Source organism: Curtobacterium sp. VKM Ac-2884, from assembly GCF_015350945.1.
Taxonomy (GTDB): Bacteria; Actinomycetota; Actinomycetes; order Actinomycetales; family Microbacteriaceae; genus Curtobacterium.
Genome location: NZ_JADKSA010000002.1, coordinates 626,011 through 640,478 on the forward strand (window position 1 = coordinate 626,011; position 14,468 = coordinate 640,478).

Annotated in this window: 18 protein-coding genes; all 18 read left to right on the forward strand. The window is 69.3% G+C overall.

Annotated elements, in window-relative coordinates:
* The first annotated feature begins 48 nt into the window (after nucleotides 1-48).
* Nucleotides 49-708, forward strand: a complete 660-nt coding sequence (locus ITJ60_RS07585; RefSeq protein ID WP_194647484.1) for a hypothetical protein — start codon at nucleotides 49-51, stop codon at nucleotides 706-708.
* 28 nt (nucleotides 709-736) lie between these two features.
* Complete coding sequence (locus ITJ60_RS07590) at nucleotides 737-1,150, forward strand: head decoration protein (RefSeq protein ID WP_194647485.1); 414 nt, start codon at nucleotides 737-739, stop codon at nucleotides 1,148-1,150.
* 12 nt (nucleotides 1,151-1,162) lie between these two features.
* Nucleotides 1,163-2,209 (forward strand): major capsid protein, encoded by a 1,047-nt coding sequence (locus ITJ60_RS07595; RefSeq protein ID WP_194647486.1) that lies wholly within the window; start codon nucleotides 1,163-1,165, stop codon nucleotides 2,207-2,209.
* Nucleotides 2,209-2,541, forward strand: coding sequence for a hypothetical protein (locus ITJ60_RS07600; RefSeq protein ID WP_194647487.1), 333 nt, complete (start codon nucleotides 2,209-2,211; stop codon nucleotides 2,539-2,541). The genes ITJ60_RS07595 and ITJ60_RS07600 overlap by 1 nt, the downstream gene beginning before the upstream one ends.
* A gap of 3 nt (nucleotides 2,542-2,544) precedes the next feature.
* Nucleotides 2,545-2,934 carry a Gp19/Gp15/Gp42 family protein gene (locus tag ITJ60_RS07605; RefSeq protein ID WP_194647488.1) on the forward strand — a complete coding sequence of 130 codons (390 nt, stop codon included), beginning with the start codon at nucleotides 2,545-2,547 and terminating at the stop codon, nucleotides 2,932-2,934.
* Complete coding sequence (locus ITJ60_RS07610) at nucleotides 2,931-3,230, forward strand: hypothetical protein (protein ID WP_194647489.1); 300 nt, start codon at nucleotides 2,931-2,933, stop codon at nucleotides 3,228-3,230. The genes ITJ60_RS07605 and ITJ60_RS07610 overlap by 4 nt, the downstream gene beginning before the upstream one ends.
* Before the next feature lie 4 nt (nucleotides 3,231-3,234).
* Nucleotides 3,235-3,567 carry a DUF5403 family protein gene (locus tag ITJ60_RS07615; RefSeq protein WP_194647490.1) on the forward strand — a complete coding sequence of 111 codons (333 nt, stop codon included), beginning with the start codon at nucleotides 3,235-3,237 and terminating at the stop codon, nucleotides 3,565-3,567.
* Nucleotides 3,564-3,965, forward strand: a complete 402-nt coding sequence (locus tag ITJ60_RS07620) for a hypothetical protein (RefSeq protein WP_194647491.1) — start codon at nucleotides 3,564-3,566, stop codon at nucleotides 3,963-3,965. Before ITJ60_RS07615 ends, ITJ60_RS07620 begins: the two co-directional genes overlap by 4 nt.
* 42 nt (nucleotides 3,966-4,007) lie before the next feature.
* Nucleotides 4,008-4,604 carry a hypothetical protein gene (locus ITJ60_RS07625; protein WP_194647492.1) on the forward strand — a complete coding sequence of 199 codons (597 nt, stop codon included), beginning with the start codon at nucleotides 4,008-4,010 and terminating at the stop codon, nucleotides 4,602-4,604.
* A gap of 79 nt (nucleotides 4,605-4,683) precedes the next feature.
* The gene (locus ITJ60_RS07630; protein WP_194647493.1) at nucleotides 4,684-5,154 is read left to right on the forward strand and encodes a hypothetical protein; all 471 of its coding nucleotides are present in this window, start codon (nucleotides 4,684-4,686) and stop codon (nucleotides 5,152-5,154) included.
* Between the two features lie 107 nt (nucleotides 5,155-5,261).
* Nucleotides 5,262-5,540, forward strand: a complete 279-nt coding sequence (locus ITJ60_RS07635; protein WP_194647494.1) for a hypothetical protein — start codon at nucleotides 5,262-5,264, stop codon at nucleotides 5,538-5,540.
* An 11-nt stretch (nucleotides 5,541-5,551) separates the two neighbouring features.
* Entirely contained in the window at nucleotides 5,552-9,364 is a 3,813-nt protein-coding gene (locus ITJ60_RS07640; protein ID WP_194647495.1) for a phage tail protein, read from the forward strand.
* A 16-nt stretch (nucleotides 9,365-9,380) separates the two neighbouring features.
* The gene (locus tag ITJ60_RS07645) at nucleotides 9,381-10,427 is read left to right on the forward strand and encodes a phage distal tail protein (RefSeq protein WP_194647496.1); all 1,047 of its coding nucleotides are present in this window, start codon (nucleotides 9,381-9,383) and stop codon (nucleotides 10,425-10,427) included.
* Nucleotides 10,424-11,590, forward strand: a complete 1,167-nt coding sequence (locus ITJ60_RS07650; protein WP_194647497.1) for a Gp37-like protein — start codon at nucleotides 10,424-10,426, stop codon at nucleotides 11,588-11,590. The genes ITJ60_RS07645 and ITJ60_RS07650 overlap by 4 nt, the downstream gene beginning before the upstream one ends.
* 9 nt (nucleotides 11,591-11,599) lie before the next feature.
* On the forward strand, nucleotides 11,600-12,574 hold the full coding sequence (locus ITJ60_RS07655; protein WP_194647498.1) for a hypothetical protein: 975 nt from the start codon (nucleotides 11,600-11,602) through the stop codon (nucleotides 12,572-12,574).
* Between the two features lie 61 nt (nucleotides 12,575-12,635).
* Nucleotides 12,636-13,421: a hypothetical protein gene (locus tag ITJ60_RS07660; RefSeq protein WP_194647499.1), complete on the forward strand. Its 786-nt coding sequence runs from the start codon at nucleotides 12,636-12,638 to the stop codon at nucleotides 13,419-13,421.
* A complete protein-coding gene (locus ITJ60_RS07665) occupies nucleotides 13,418-13,960 on the forward strand; it encodes a hypothetical protein (RefSeq protein ID WP_194647500.1) in 543 nt (180 codons plus the stop codon). Before ITJ60_RS07660 ends, ITJ60_RS07665 begins: the two co-directional genes overlap by 4 nt.
* Nucleotides 13,961-13,971: 11 nt before the next feature.
* Nucleotides 13,972-14,460 (forward strand): hypothetical protein, encoded by a 489-nt coding sequence (locus ITJ60_RS07670; protein ID WP_194647501.1) that lies wholly within the window; start codon nucleotides 13,972-13,974, stop codon nucleotides 14,458-14,460.
* The last annotated feature ends 8 nt before the right edge of the window (nucleotides 14,461-14,468 follow it).

Here is a 14,468-nt window from a genome sequence, read left to right on the forward strand (position 1 = left end):
GCTGCCCGACACGGGCGGCCACCTCTCGACACGAAGGACACCATCCTCATGAAGTTCGACTCGTTCGGCCGACCCATCCTCTGCCTGCCCCGTCTCCGGTTCGTGGAGAACCCGAACCCGGAGCCGACGCCGGGCGTGCCCGCGCCGCCCGCGCCGACGGACCCCGGCTTCCCCGCGGACACCCCGGTCGCGGAGATGACGGCTGACCAGCAGCTCGCGTACTGGAAGCACCAGTCGCGGAAGCACGAACGTCGCGCCGACGAGCGCAAGGACTACGACCAGCTGAAGGCCGCGGCCGACGAGCTCGCCGCGCTGAAGGCGGCCAGCCAGACCGACGCCGAGCGTGCGCTCGAGCAGGCCCGCGAAGAGGCCCGCCGCGAGGGCGAGAACCTCGGCGCCGCACGGTACCTCACGGACGCCGTGAAGGCGAAGTTCCAGCACCTCACCGGGAAGTCGGACGAGGAAGTCGCGACCGCGTTCGCGCACGTGAACGCGCAGTCGTTCACCACAGACCAGGGCGACATCGACGGTGCCGCCCTCACCGCGTTCGCTGCCACGTTCGGCGCGACCGCGGCCCCCCAGACGCCTCCGTTCGACCCGATCCGGTTCGCGATGGAGCAGCAGCAGCAGAAGCCCGGTGCCACGTCGGGTGGCTCGATCGCGGAGATGACACGTCTGCGCGTCGACGAGCTGCAGGGCAAGCAGTAACCCCCCTCTCATCAGAAAGGAGATCCCCATGGATCTCGGCATCACCACGGTGTCGACGGGTGGCTCGGACCAGTCCTGGCTCGCGTCGCGGCACGGCCTCGACAACGGTCAGCCGCGCACCCTCGACATCTCGAAGTTCACCGCCGGCACGCACTACAACGCGTCGACGAAGGTCATCCCGTCGGGCGTCGCGCTCGGCATCGTGACCGCGACGCAGCTCGCGGGCCCGTTCGACGCGACCGCCACCGACGGCCGCGCGGTGCTCGACAGCTACCTCATCGCGCCGGAGCCCATCGGCCGCACCGACGGGACGCTCTCCTCGAGCGTCATCGCCGGCGCGCTCGTGCACGGCCTCATCCACCAGAACCGCCTGCCCGTCGTGGCACAGCGGACCACCGTCGAGGACGCCGAGACCACCGGCGTCTTCTCCTACCAGGACTAGGAGCGCCTGAACATGGATTACGACCCCTCAGTCCTGACGGCCGCGCAGGTCACGGCCGAGGCGCGGGCCGCGCAGGTCGTCGCGCAGCCGGCGTTCACGCTGGCGCAGTACCTCCCCGACCGCACGAACCCGTCGCTGTCGTTCAACTTCGACAAGTCGCAGACGTCGCTGCCCCGCGCCGCGTCGTACCGCTCGTTCGACGCCGAGGCGGACTTCGGTTCGACCGAGGGCGGCGAGAGCTCGTCGGGCCGCATCCCGCCGATGAGCCGCAAGCTGCGCATCGACGAGTACGACACGCTCGTGCAGCAGATCGACGGTGGCGAGATCCTCCGCGAGACGTACCTCCGGTACACCCGCCGGATCGCCGGCGAGTTCCAGACGCGCGTCGAGCTCGCCCGCGGCCAGTCGCTCGAGTTCGGTCAGGTCACCCTGAACGAGCGGAAGCTCAAGGCGACGATCGACTTCGGTCGCAAGGCGTCGCACTCGGTCGTCGCAGCCACCCTGTGGTCCAACACGGCTGCCGACATCCTCGGCGACCTGACGGCCTGGGACGCCGTGTACGTCGCGTCGAACGGCTCCAAGTGGGCCGACGTCCTGGTGTCCTCGCAGACGCTCGCGTTCATGCAGCGCAACGTCGGGATCATCAAGGCGGCTCTCGGCCGCGGCAGCGACCTCCCGTCGATCATCTCGGTCGACGCGGTGCAGAGCGTGCTCGACGCGTACCGCCTCGGCCGTCTCGTCGTCAACGACGAGCAGGTCGTCGACGCGAACGGCGTGCAGACGCGCGTCATCTCGGCGAACAAGGTCGTCTTCGTGGCGTCCTCGTCGAGCGTCTCGCTCTCCGGCGACGTCGGCACCGTCCTCGGCGGTGTCGACTGGGGCTTCACGGCCGAGTCCGCGTCGCCGAAGTACGGGATCTCCGCAGGCGAGCGCGCCGGCATCTTCGGCGGCGTCTTCTCGGACAACGACCCGGAGGGCCGCTACGTTCTCCTGTCGGCCACCGCGCTGCCCGTGCTCGAGAACGCGAACCTCACGTTCGCTGCACAGGTGGCGGCCTGATGGCGGCCGCGGCGAAGAAGGTCTTCGGCGCCTTCGTGCACGTCACGAAGGCGAACGGCACCTCCGAGGCGTTCGCGCCCGGGGACGCCGTCCCGGCGTGGGCGGCGAAGCTCGTGGGAGACCACGTGCTCGCGAAGCCCGAGGCCGACCCGGCGCCCGAGCAGCCCCCGGTCGCACCGACCGCCCCGGCAGCACCCACCCCGACCGACGGCGGCACGCCGGACGACGAGGCGGCGCTCGCCGAGGTGAAGGCGAAGCTCGAGGAGATCGGGCAGCCGACCGACGGTGACCTCGAGGCGCTGCAGAAGCGCCTCGCCGAGCACGGGGAGTAGGCCATGGCGTCCGTGAAGGTCGGCATCGACGATGTGAAGGCCCGGTACGAGGGCGACCTCACCCGGTTCCCCACCGCGTTCGTCGAGACGCAGATCTCGGACGCGGTCGACTACGCCGATGCCCGGTGGGGGACCTTCCTCGAGCAGCGACTCGCATCGAAGGTCCTCACCGAGGGGCTCTACAAGCGAGTGATCGCTGACGCGGTCCTGCGGGTTCTCCGGAACCCGCAGGGCCTCGCCTCGGAGGGCGACGGCGGCTACTCGTACACGACCCGCGCGACGGTGGCCTCCGGGAACCTCTGGTTCACGCAGGACGACGTCGAGCTGCTCTCCGGCACGATCACGCAGGTGACCATGCCGGGGACGATCACAGCGAGGATCCCGCCCCGATGAGCCTCCTCGACAACGGGCCGCACGCGGTCACCGTGCAGCCCCGTCGGCCGCAGCAGACACCGCACGGTGTCGAGCTCGTGGACGACGGGGCCCCGGTGGTCGTGCGCGGCCTGTTCCACCGCGGCACCGGCCTGTGGACGTCACGTTCCTGGACCGGCGACGTCAACGCGCTCGTCACCGACACGGATGGCGAGCAGTGGGGCCTCGCGGCAGCGCCGCGGCAGTACGACTCCTCGCCAGCGACCGCCCACTGGGAGGTGTCGCTGGTCAGCACTCGACCAGCAGGAACGGGGTGATCGCATGGCGCAGGTCGATCGAGACCTGAGCAGGCAGGTCGCCCAGATGGTCGGCATGGACCCCGAGCTGCAGTCCGTCGCTGAGGCAATCGCGACCGACGCTCGAGCGAACTACGCCGGCCACGGCAACGCCGCCTCGTCCATCCACGTCACCTCGGAGGTCTACGACGGCGTGCGCGAACCGCTCGTCGTCTTCGACCACCCCGCATCCACGTTCCTCGAGTACGGCCACATGGCCGTGAACCCCCACACCGGAGAGCCGACAGGGCGCTGGGTGCCGGGGATCCACGGCATGGAGAACGCTGCTCGAGCGAACGGTGCCGGGAGGCAGACGTGATCGACTACGAGACCCTGATCGACACCCTGATCCGTCGCGACAGCACGGCAGCATCGATCGGCTCCGAGTACGACACCGACCTTGTCCGGACTCTGCCGGCGCTCGTTTACCGGCTCGTCGGTGACGGGCAGCAGGCGAACGCGAACGGCCTCTGGACCGTCGTACTCACCGCCAACGTCCACGGGGCACCTGCGGACGCCTGGCGGGTCATCTCCGAGCTCTACGACGCGGTCCACGCATGGCCCGCGCCGATCAGCACAGGCGTCGTCGCCGGCGTGGGCTACGTCCACCTGGTGACCGACGTCGACATGCCGTCACGGCAGCCCACGTCGCCACTCGGCGGCAACACCGGGGTGCAGTACCAGGCGTCGTGGACGCTCCTGCTCTGCGATCTCTGACCGGTCACCCCACCGGTCTTCCTCGACTCCAAGGAGCACACCATGGCTGCCGACTCTGGCACCCTCTTCGTCCCGGGGCACGGCACCGTGTTCCGGGCTCCCGCCAACACCCCCATGCCGGCCGCCGGCCCGACCGCGTTCACCCTCGGCGGCACCGTGCCGACGGGCTGGACCGGCCTCGGACACACGTCGAAGGAGAACCTGATGTCGTTCTCCATCGACGGAGGCGACGCGACGGTCCTCGACACGTGGCTGCAGGACGCCGTCCGCACCATCTACGCGTCGACGAACTGGACGTTCGGCATCAACGCGCTGCAGATGGACAAGCCGACGCTGGACCTCGCGTTCAACGGCGCCGTCGACGCCGAGGACGGTGGCTACATCATCCCCGGCACGAACGGTGGCCTCGAGAACGCGCTGTTCGTCCTCGCGCAGGACACCACCGGCTCGCTCGGGTTCTACATCCCGAACACCTCGACGAAGCTCGGCGACTCCCCGGAGTTCGACACCGAGAACTTCACCGAGCTGCCGCTGTCGTCGTCGATCCAGGCGGCCGACCCCTCCGTGATCCCTCCGCTGCCCGACGGCCGCGCCGGGATCATGAAGCTGTACCCGCCGAAGGCACTGGTCGCAGCGTGACGAACCCCCGGGGCAGGTGGTGGGACCTGCCTGCCCCGGGCTCATCCCTACGGTCCCGCTCTCTCGAAAGGTCCCAACCATGAGCGACCAGAACTCGTTCGGCCTGCCCACCCCTCCGCCCCCGCCCGCGCTGCCGCCCAAGTCGGCCGCGGACGAGTCGCCGACCCTCACCGCGAACGACGCGGCCCTCGAGCTGGAGAACCTGCTCGAGCGCGTGGGTGTCCCCCCGCTCCTGCCGCTGCCGTGGCAGTACCGCCAGCGCATGCAGCTGCAGCTCCTCAACGCCCGCATGGCGGACCTGTTCCCCGAGGACGGCGTCGTGTCGTTCGACGACGCGGACCTCGAGGCGGCGCAGCCGTACATCGAGTTCATCGGCGACGTCGACGACCTGTTCCTGTCCGTCGCGACGAACCGGCGTGCCTACACCGCATGGTCCGCGAAGCTCGAGAACGCCGAGCAGGTCCTCCTCGCGCTCCTCGTTCGCTACTCGAGGGCAGTGGGGGAATCAACGCCGTCTGCGGACTCCTCGACGAGTACCGATCTGAGCTGATCGCAGACTTCCAGTCGATCTACCACCTCAACATCCTCGACGTCCTCACCGGACGTCTCGACGCCGGGTACGCACTCGAGCTCCTTCCGGGGCTCCACGCGTACCCGGTGTCGCTGTTCCGGGCGCGGTGGCTATCGACGCACCCGCAGGACGAGCAGCCCGGGAAGCCGTCGCTGGCGTTCTTCGGCTTCTCGCAGGACTCGATGCTGCTGCTCCGCATCCACAACTTCCTCGCTGGCCAGGCCGCGGGGACCGACAAGAAGGTCGCGCGCGAGCTCGCGCTCGATGGCCCTGCGCCTGAGAAGAAGGCGCGCCTGTTCGCGCCGACGATCGCCGAGTTCGACACGGACCGGTTCATGGGGGTGATCGCCTCCGGCAAGTTCTGAGGAGGTCGCTCGTGGCGAACAAGGTCTGGGTCGCGGTCGTCCCCAACACGAAGAACTTCGCGTCGGACGTCCGGAAGTTCCTCAACCGGATCGAGAAGGCCCTCACCCTCACGGTCGACGTGCAGGCGGACACGCGGGCGGCCGAGAAGGACGTCCGTGCATCTGTCGAGCGGATGGCGCAGCAGGCCGTCACGCTGAACGTCGACGCGGACACGTCCCGCGCCGAGCGTCGGGTGAAGGACCTCACGAAGAGCCGGGACGCGACGATCAACGTCGACGCGGACACCGGCCTCGCGTCGACCCAGATCGCGTACGCGGCACGGAATCGTCGCGTCGAGCTCGCGGTGTCGGTGTCGAAGGCGTCTCTCGCGGCCGTCGGCACCGCGCTCGCGGCGCTGTCCGGGGCGCGGGTGGCGCAGACCGCGCTGTCCCGCCTCGGCACGAGCCTGTCGAACCTCGACCGGTCCGTGCCGGCGATCGCTGGCCTGGCGATGACGATCGGCTCCCTCGGGTCGGTCGCGCTGTCGTCGGTGTCGGGGATCGTCACGATGGGCGCCGCGCTGGCGCCCCTCGCCGCTCTCGCCGCACCGCTCCCGGGCCTCCTGCTCGCGGGCGGTGCGGCGGTCGGCGTGTTCGCGGCGGCGATGGCCGACGCCGGCACGCAGCTCGGATCCCTGAAGGGCGGGTTCTCCGCGCTGCAGGACTCGATCTCGGGCGCGTTCTGGGCGAAGGCGAAGCAGCCAATCCTCGACCTGGTGAACGGCGTCCTGCCGTCGCTGCAGAAGGGGCTCACGAAGGTCGCGGCGTCCCTCGGCACCTGGTCGTCGTCGGTCGCGAAGTCGTTCCAGGCGGCGTTCTCCCCGTCGGTCATCGGCACGATCACCAGCAAGCTCGCTGCGGGGATCGTCGCGTCGACGCAGGGCACGGACGCGTTCGCGTCGTCCCTCGCGTCCCTCGGCACCTTCGCGGCGCAATACCTCCCCGGCATCGGCGACACGTTCTCCAACCTGTCGATCCGGTTCAACGACTTCATCCAGACGGTCGTCTCAAACGGGCAGCTCGCGGGCTGGGTGCAGGAAGCCAGCGCGGTCGTCGGTCAGCTCGGCGCCGTGTTCTCGAACACGTTCGGGATCCTCGGCAACATCGCCGACGCGGCCTTCGCTGCCGGCGGTTCCGGACTGCAGACCCTCGCATCGGGCCTGGCCGCCATCAACCAGGTCACCGCGTCGCCGGTCTTCCAGGGCGCGCTGACCACGTTCTTCCAGGGCGCTGCCGCTGGTGCGTCCGGACTGGCCGCGGCGATCGGGCCCATCGGTCAGATGTTCGTGGGCCTCGCCCCGGCCCTGTCGGGTGCGCTCGCTGGGCTCGGGTCGACGGCGGGTGCGCTGATCTCCGGGATCGCGTCGGCTCTGAACCAGCCGATCGTCGCCGCCGGCATCGAGTCCGCGGTGTCCGGGATCGCGGTCGGCGTGCAAGGGCTCCTCCCGGCGCTGCCTGCGCTCGGGTCTGCGCTCGGATCCGTCATGGGCCTTGTCGGCACCCTGGCTTCCACCCTCGGCCCCGTGCTCGGCGCAGCCCTCGGGGCGATCGCACCGGTGATCTCGTCGCTCGCGACCAGCATCCAGCCGGTCATCGCGATGCTCGGCCCCGCGCTCGCGCAGGCCATCGGCATCGTCGCGCCGGTGGTGCAGCAGCTCGCGGCCGCGTTCATGCCCCTGGTGGGTGCGATCCTGCCGGTGCTGTCGTCCGCGCTCGGGGCGATCATGCCCGTGCTCGCGTCGCTGATGCCGGTCTTCTCGGCCGTCGTCGGTGCGCTCACGCCGCTGGTGTCCGCGATCCTGCCGGTCCTGCAGGCTGCCCTCGCAGCCATCATGCCGGCGCTGTCGGCGCTGCTGCCCGTGTTCGCCTCGCTCATCCCGCCGATCGTCGCGGTCGTGCAGGTGCTCGCGGCGGCCCTCGTGCCCGTGATCACCGCCCTCGGGCCGCTGATCATGGCCGCGGTGTCGGCGGTCCTCCCGATCGTGCAGCAGCTCGCCGGCGTCTTCATGCAGCTGATGCCGACCCTGATGCAGCTGATCCCGCCGATCGTGTCGATCGCGACCACCCTGACGTCGATCCTGATCCCGGTCTTCCAGGCCGTGATGCCGGTCGTGTCGGCGGTGATCTCCGCGGTCGTGCCGATCGTGCAGTCCCTCGCGACGGTCATCTCCGGCGTCGTGAACGTGATCGCGGGTCTTCTGTCGGGGAACTTCTCCCAGGCCTGGAAGGGCGCTCAGCAGATCGTCTCCGGCGTGATGGGCGTCATCAGCGGCGTCGTGACCGGCGCGATCGGCATCGTCCGGTCGGTCATCACGGCAGGGGTGAACGTCGTTCGCAGCGTGATCTCGAGCGTGTTCGGTGCGCTCGGCGGGCTCGTCTCCGGCGGCATGTCAGCGATGGGTTCGGCGGTCAGCAGCGGGATCTCGACCGTAATCTCGTTCTTCTCGTCGCTGCCGGGCAAGATCCTGTCCGCGGTGTCCGCGTTCGGGTCGCTGCTCGTGAGCGTCGGCCGGAACCTGATGCAGGGCTTCATCAACGGGGTCAGCGGGTTCGCGAGCCGGATGATCTCGGCCGTCACGGCTCCGATCAAGGGCGCCATCGACGGGGCGAAGAACCTCCTCGGGATCCACTCCCCGTCTCGTGTGTTCCGGAAGATCGGTCAGTACACCGGGCAGGGCCTCGAGCAGGGCCTGAAGGGCAGCACGTCCGGGGTGCGGTCGGCGATGCGGACGATGACGAACGCTGTCCTCTCCGAGTACGACCGGCAGAACCGGATCCGTGAGCAGGCGCGCAAGACGATCGCCTCGCTCAGCGACGGGAACAACCCGCTCCGGAAGACCGCTGCCGGCCGGGCCGAGATCGCTCGGCGCATCAGTGCGGCGAACGCGGAGATCGCGGGCCAGAAGTTCTCGGACAGCCAGATGAACTCCGCGCTCCGGGCCATCAACCTCGGCAACGAGCGTCTGAACAAGGGCGCTGAGCGGCGGGCGAAGGTGGCGGACCGGCTGAAGGCGGCGAACGCGGCGCTGACGAAGGCGACGAAGGCCCGGGACGACTACAAGAACACGGTCATGCAGGGGCTGTCGAAGGTCGACGTGACGGACTCGTCCACCACGGCCGGCATCATCGATCAGCTCCAGCGCCGGGTGTCGCAGACGAAGGCGTTCACGAAGGTGATGGCGAGCCTGCGGAAGGCGGGTCTCGACGACGCCAGCTACAAGCAGTTCATCGCGGAGGGAGTGACGTCACTGCCTCTCGCGGAGAACCTGCTCGCTGGCGGCAAGGGCCAGATCAAGCAGATCGCCAGCCTGCAGGGTCAGCTCGCGAAGGCGTCCAGCTCGTTCGCGAAGACCGCGTCGGACGACCTGTACGGCGCCGGCGTGAACGCGGCGAAGGGCATCGTGAAGGGGCTGCAGTCGCAGCAGGCGGCGATCGGCAAGCAGATGCAGGCGATCGCGAAGTCGATGGTCGGCTCGATCCGGAAGGCGCTCGGGATCCACTCGCCATCGCGGGTGTTCGCGAACGACGTCGGCCGGTGGATCCCCGCTGGCATCGGTGTGGGCGTGAAGCGGAACGCGGGCGACTACCAGTCGTCCCTGGACCGGATGCTCGGCTACACGCCGTCGGCGAAGCTCACCCGGGCGATCTCGCTGCCGTCCTCGTCGGCGGGTGCTTCGGCTGCCGCAGGCCGGACGTACGCGCCGGTGTTCCAGTACGGCGGGGAGCGCTTCACCGAGCAGAAGTTCCTGAACGCGATGCATCAGATCGAAGTGCTCACCGGCTGAGCAGGAAGGTGCCCGCATGGACCAGGACACGATCGACGGCGGCTACCCGGGGTCTGATCTCGTCGACGTCATCGATGGCAACAGCGACCCGTTCGAGGTCGTCGACGGCAACGGGACGCCGGCACCTCCGGTCGTCCCCGAGCCGCCGGTTCCTCCACGGGAGCTGCGGTCGTTCTGGCTGGAGTCGCTGGACGGCCTGACCGTCATTCCGCTGTCTGGGACGAACGGTCGGGCCCTCCTGCCGGGCGCGACTGGCCTCGAGCTGCCACCCATCGACGTCGTCACCGGGACGACACCGGGGATGCCGGGATCCTGGCTGCAAGAAGTGAACGTGCTCGAGCGACCGATCTTCCTGCCGCTCGCGTTCTTCTCGTCGCGTGCGCAGGAGGAGTTCTTCGCACGCCTCGGGGAGCTGCGGTCGGTCATCACCGGCTGGGACGGCGACCTCCTCGGCCTGGACGGCACGTTCCGGCTCGGGGTCGCGTCGGTCTCCGGGGACCGGCTCCTCGACGTCACCTACCGCTCCGGCTGGGAGGGCGCTCTCGGTGGTGAGGATGGCGGTTCGGACTGGGAGAAGTTCGGCCTGAACCTCGTCGCCGTGGCGCCGTTCTGGCGTTCCCGCGAAGCCGTGGTGAAGTCGTACTCCGCGGAGCCCGGGCCGGTATTCCTCGGCACCGGTGACAACACGCATCCGTGGCCGCGTCAGATCAGCGCCTCGGTGAAGGTCGGCGCTGACATGCCGATCGTGGTCGAGGGTGACGTGCCGGTGTGGCCGGAGTTCGGGTTCACTGGCCCGATCCCGGCCGTGACCATCACGTGGCCGGGCACGAACATCGCCATCCCGAACGGGGTGCCGTCGGGACAGACTCTCCGACTCGTCACCAACCCGCGTGCACGGTCCGCTCGTCTCAACGGGGCGATCGCGTGGGAGCGGATCAGCATGGGCGCGACGTTCGCCCCGCTCAAGCCCGGACTCAACCGAGTCAGCATCCAGCTCGCGACCTCGAGCGCTGACGCCCTAGTCGTCATGTCCTGGTTCCGGCAGTGGAAGGCGGCATGGTGAGCGCGCAGTGGATGATCGTGCCCCGACGCGCGGACCTGCAACGGAAGTACAACCCGATCGTGTTCTGGTCGAAGCTCGTCGTCATCGAGCGGCACAACGTGACCGGCGCGAAGGCCGGCGCGTGGCAGGTCACCGGGCTGAACGCCGGCCTCTCGGGGCTGCTCACGGCAGGCAACGGCGTGATCCTGTTCCGCGACGGCGTGAAGGTCATGTCGGGCGACATCGTGTCGATCGACCGTGGCGCGAAGGAATCCACGGTGTCGGGCTGGTCCGACACCACCTGCATCGACGACCGTCTCGTCGCGCCCGACCCGACGAAGACGTGGCCGACACAGGCGAAGGACTACGACACCCGGACGGGCCCCGCTGAGACGGTGCTGCTGGGCTTCATCAACGCGAACGCAGGCCCGGGCGCTCTGGCGTCACGACGGGTCGCTGGGCTGCGTATTCCGGCGTCCGGCGGCCGCGGCTCCACGACGACCGTGAAGGGCCGCTTCGGCAGCGTCGGCGCGGTGGTCGCCGACGCTGCGGAGTCCGGTGGGCTGCACGTCGACATCGTGCAGGACGAGGACGCGGCGGGCCCGTACCTGCGACCCACCGTGCGCACCGTCACCGACCGATCCGCGAACGTCCGCTTCGGGACGGCGGGGTCGTTCACGGGCGCCGTGATCGGTTCGGACTGGTCGTACACGCTGGAGCGTCCCACGATCACCGACGCGGTGGTCGCAGGCGGTGGCGAGGGCGTGTATCGGGTCCTCGTCGAGAAGGTCGACGCGGACGCGGAAGCCACGTGGAGCCGGAAGGTCGAGCAGCTCGTCGACGACAGCAGCACGTCCGACATCGACGAGCTCGGCGCCACTGGCACGGATGCTCTCGCCGACGGCGCGAACCCGGTGGCCGTGTCGTTCACCATCACGGATCAGCCCGACGTCCGGTACCGCCGCGACTGGCGGGTGGGTGACCGCGTGGGGGTGAACATCGACGGCCTCGACTTCTCCGACGTGGTCCGTGAGGTCACGACCACCGTCGAGTTCCAGGAGGGCGCTCCGACGGAGGTCATCAACGCGGTCGTCGGGTCTCGTGACTCGTCGAACTGGACCACGAAGACCAACACGAAGGTCGCGAAGGCGCTGCGCGCCATCGACCGGCTGCAAGCGAGGTAGGAGACCCGCATGACTGAGACCTCGTTCCCGCTCGCGGGCCAGGACCTGAAGGACGACGCGTGGGCGCAGACCGTCGGCGCCTTCGGGTCTGGGGTCCTCGACGACTGGGGCAACCCGTACGCGCTCGACATCAACATCAACGACACCGTCACGATCCGCCCGTCGACGTCCGGCGTCGCTCGTGCGGTCGTCAACGGGTTCGGGCACCGGCTCGATGCGCCGAAGAACCTGCCGATCCCGGCGGTGTCGGGGGCCACCTGGTACAACATCGGCCTGCTGTACGACCCCGAGAACGCTCTGCTCCCGGTGTCGCTCGTCGTGCTGAAGGGCACGACCGTTCCGCTGGACACGGGGCAGGAGTTCTGCCCGCTGTACACGATCATCCGGTACGCGGGGCAGACGCTCGCGGCGGCCAAGTTGCTGCGGGTGCTCCCTCGCGTCCAGCCGCAGCTGCTGATGGCGTCCTCTGAGGCGCTGCTGGCCCAGAGCCCGCTGCTGTTCCTCTACGGCACCGAGGTCGAGTGCACCGACGTCGGCCGGACGTACCGCGCGGCTGGGTCGCCCGCTTCCCCGAGGTGGGAGCCGAACTCGACGCAGGGTGTGTGGCAGGGCACGCGGGACACGCAGACGGTCAAGAGCGGCGTCCGGACGGTCCTCGGTGCGTTCAGCGCGAAGGTTGCCCGGAACGCGGACTGGATGACGATGTCGTCCGGCGCGTTCAAGCTCGAGGACGGCATCTACGTCATCACCGCGACGATCCTGCTGGGCTCGGCGTCGCGAGGTCGTTCGTTCGTCGAGATCGCGCCGTCGGCGGCGACGGGGGAGTCCCTGGCACGCGGGCCGATCGCGGACGGTGAGTACGCCGGCACGGCCTCGTGGACGGGCTTCGTCTCCGCGTCGACGCCGCTGGCGATCTGGATGCTCAAGGAGAACGCCGGCACCGGCGCTCCGACGGTGAAGCTCTCCGTCACCCGGATCGCCTAATCCGAACCATCACTCGCTGAGCCGTCCCCTGTGGGGCGGCTCTCGTCATGTAGGAGCACAGATGCCGTCGATCGACGTCACGAACGCCCCGGACCGGTTCCTCAACATGTCGGTGGACGGGTACTCGCCCGGCCACAACCGGCCGGGGAACTGCGCCCGATGGACGTACTTCGCCATCAACGCGATCCCCAACTTCAGTCCGCTGCCGTCCGCCATCGCCGCATGGAACAACGCGGCGATGAAGCACCGCCACGCGATCGTCGACGGGAAGACGCGGATCCCGCGCGGCATGGTCGTCGCGCTCGGAGCGCTCGGCGGTCCTCGTTGGCCAGGCGACGTGAACTACGTCTACGGCGACGTCGTCGTTGCGACCGGTGAGGGCGTCGGCTACGACTCCATCGTCATCGCGACGGACTCCCTCGCCGGCGCCGGCCGCATCGGCCGGATGACGATCCGGCAGCGCATCGCGCAGACCGGGCGTCCCCTCCTGGGTTTCCTGTCGTCCTACGGCGGCTGGCAGCTCACGTCACTCACCGCGGCCGCCAGCACCGACCTCTCGGTCTCGACTCCCATCATCCGCAGCACCACCAAGCACGAGGACGACGACATCATGCGATTCACCGTCGAGTACGACGACCCCGCGAAGAAGACCGGCAAGCACGTCACCTTCTGGGTGGGCGGCCGGTCGATCATGCTCGCCCCGCTCAAGCACGGCTCCAAGACGTACTCCGTCGACGCGCAGATCAAGATCCTGCGCCTCTGGAACACCGCGACGTCCGGTTCGGCCGCGACGCTCACCACCACTCAGCGACAGATCGTCCAGAAGCTCACCCGGAGGCTCAAGTGAACACGCTCCTCACCCGCTACAGCACCACGCTCCTGCCGCTCCTCATTGCCGTGGCTGGCGTCTTCACAACGGCGGCTGACTCCGGCGCCGCGGCCCTGTTCACGTGGGCGACACTCGTGCAGGCCGCCCTGCTCGTGCTCTCGACCGGCACGGACTACTGGCTGCCGCTCGTCGACAGCCGATGGCGTGGCGCGGCGAAGACCGGCGCCTCGCTGGGCTTCGTGCTGCTCTCCGCGGCCGTGACGGCCTGGTCCGCCACCGACGGGCACGTGTCGAAGGCGAACCTGCTGCTGCTCGGCACGGCGATCCTGAAGGCGGCCATCACCGAGGTCGCCACGTGGATCCGCACCGACGCTGCTCGGCTGATCGATGCCCGGGACACCCCTGTCGAGGAGGTGCCGTCGATCACGACACTCGAGGACCTGCCCGAACCCGACGAGCTGACCGAGCACGCCGCGGTCGGAGACGAGGTCGGGGTCGACGAGGTGGAACAGCCCGCCGGCCTGGACGACGAGCCGAAGCACCTCGCATCGTCCTAAGAGGAGACGCCATGGTCACCACAGATCCGAAGCTCAACCAGCGCCGACTCTGGTGGGAACGCCTGCTCTGGCTCATCGACCTCGGCGCGTACGGCGTGATCGGGATCTCCGGCATGCTCGCCCTCGTCCACGTGTCTGCGTACGTCGTCGACACGCTCCTCGGGCAGCGGTGGATCATCACCCTGTTCGCCTGGCTCATGACCGCTGCCTGGCTCGGGCTCGTGGGCCGAGCATCCCGCGTGTGGGCGATCGAGTACGTCGGCAACGTCGCGGCCGGGTGGGGCGCGTTCGTGTACGCCGTCGTCCTCTCGTCGGGTGCGTTCTCCGGCGAAGCGTCCTTCGCGGCATTCGGCATGGCCGTTGTCGCGATGCTCGCGATGGTCCGCCGGTACGCCGAGCTCCGCATCTTCACCTCGGAACCCGGCGTTCGCACGAAGGGCTGGCTGCGCGGCGTGCTCGACAGGCGCACACGGAACACCGTGCCGCGGAAGCACTACTGAGGGGGCGC

Bases quoted from the DNA above. Each gene is read 5' to 3' on its own strand.
- ITJ60_RS07585 (WP_194647484.1), top strand. From the start codon at position 49: ATGAAGTTCGACTCGTTCGGCCGACCCATCCTCTGCCTGCCCCGTCTC.
- ITJ60_RS07590 (WP_194647485.1), top strand. From the start codon at position 737: ATGGATCTCGGCATCACCACGGTGTCGACGGGTGGCTCGGACCAGTCC.
- ITJ60_RS07595 (WP_194647486.1), top strand. From the start codon at position 1,163: ATGGATTACGACCCCTCAGTCCTGACGGCCGCGCAGGTCACGGCCGAG.
- ITJ60_RS07600 (WP_194647487.1), top strand. From the start codon at position 2,209: ATGGCGGCCGCGGCGAAGAAGGTCTTCGGCGCCTTCGTGCACGTCACG.
- ITJ60_RS07605 (WP_194647488.1), top strand. From the start codon at position 2,545: ATGGCGTCCGTGAAGGTCGGCATCGACGATGTGAAGGCCCGGTACGAG.
- ITJ60_RS07610 (WP_194647489.1), top strand. From the start codon at position 2,931: ATGAGCCTCCTCGACAACGGGCCGCACGCGGTCACCGTGCAGCCCCGT.
- ITJ60_RS07615 (WP_194647490.1), top strand. From the start codon at position 3,235: ATGGCGCAGGTCGATCGAGACCTGAGCAGGCAGGTCGCCCAGATGGTC.
- ITJ60_RS07625 (WP_194647492.1), top strand. From the start codon at position 4,008: ATGGCTGCCGACTCTGGCACCCTCTTCGTCCCGGGGCACGGCACCGTG.
- ITJ60_RS07630 (WP_194647493.1), top strand. From the start codon at position 4,684: ATGAGCGACCAGAACTCGTTCGGCCTGCCCACCCCTCCGCCCCCGCCC.
- ITJ60_RS07645 (WP_194647496.1), top strand. From the start codon at position 9,381: ATGGACCAGGACACGATCGACGGCGGCTACCCGGGGTCTGATCTCGTC.
- ITJ60_RS07655 (WP_194647498.1), top strand. From the start codon at position 11,600: ATGACTGAGACCTCGTTCCCGCTCGCGGGCCAGGACCTGAAGGACGAC.
- ITJ60_RS07660 (WP_194647499.1), top strand. From the start codon at position 12,636: ATGCCGTCGATCGACGTCACGAACGCCCCGGACCGGTTCCTCAACATG.
- ITJ60_RS07670 (WP_194647501.1), top strand. From the start codon at position 13,972: ATGGTCACCACAGATCCGAAGCTCAACCAGCGCCGACTCTGGTGGGAA.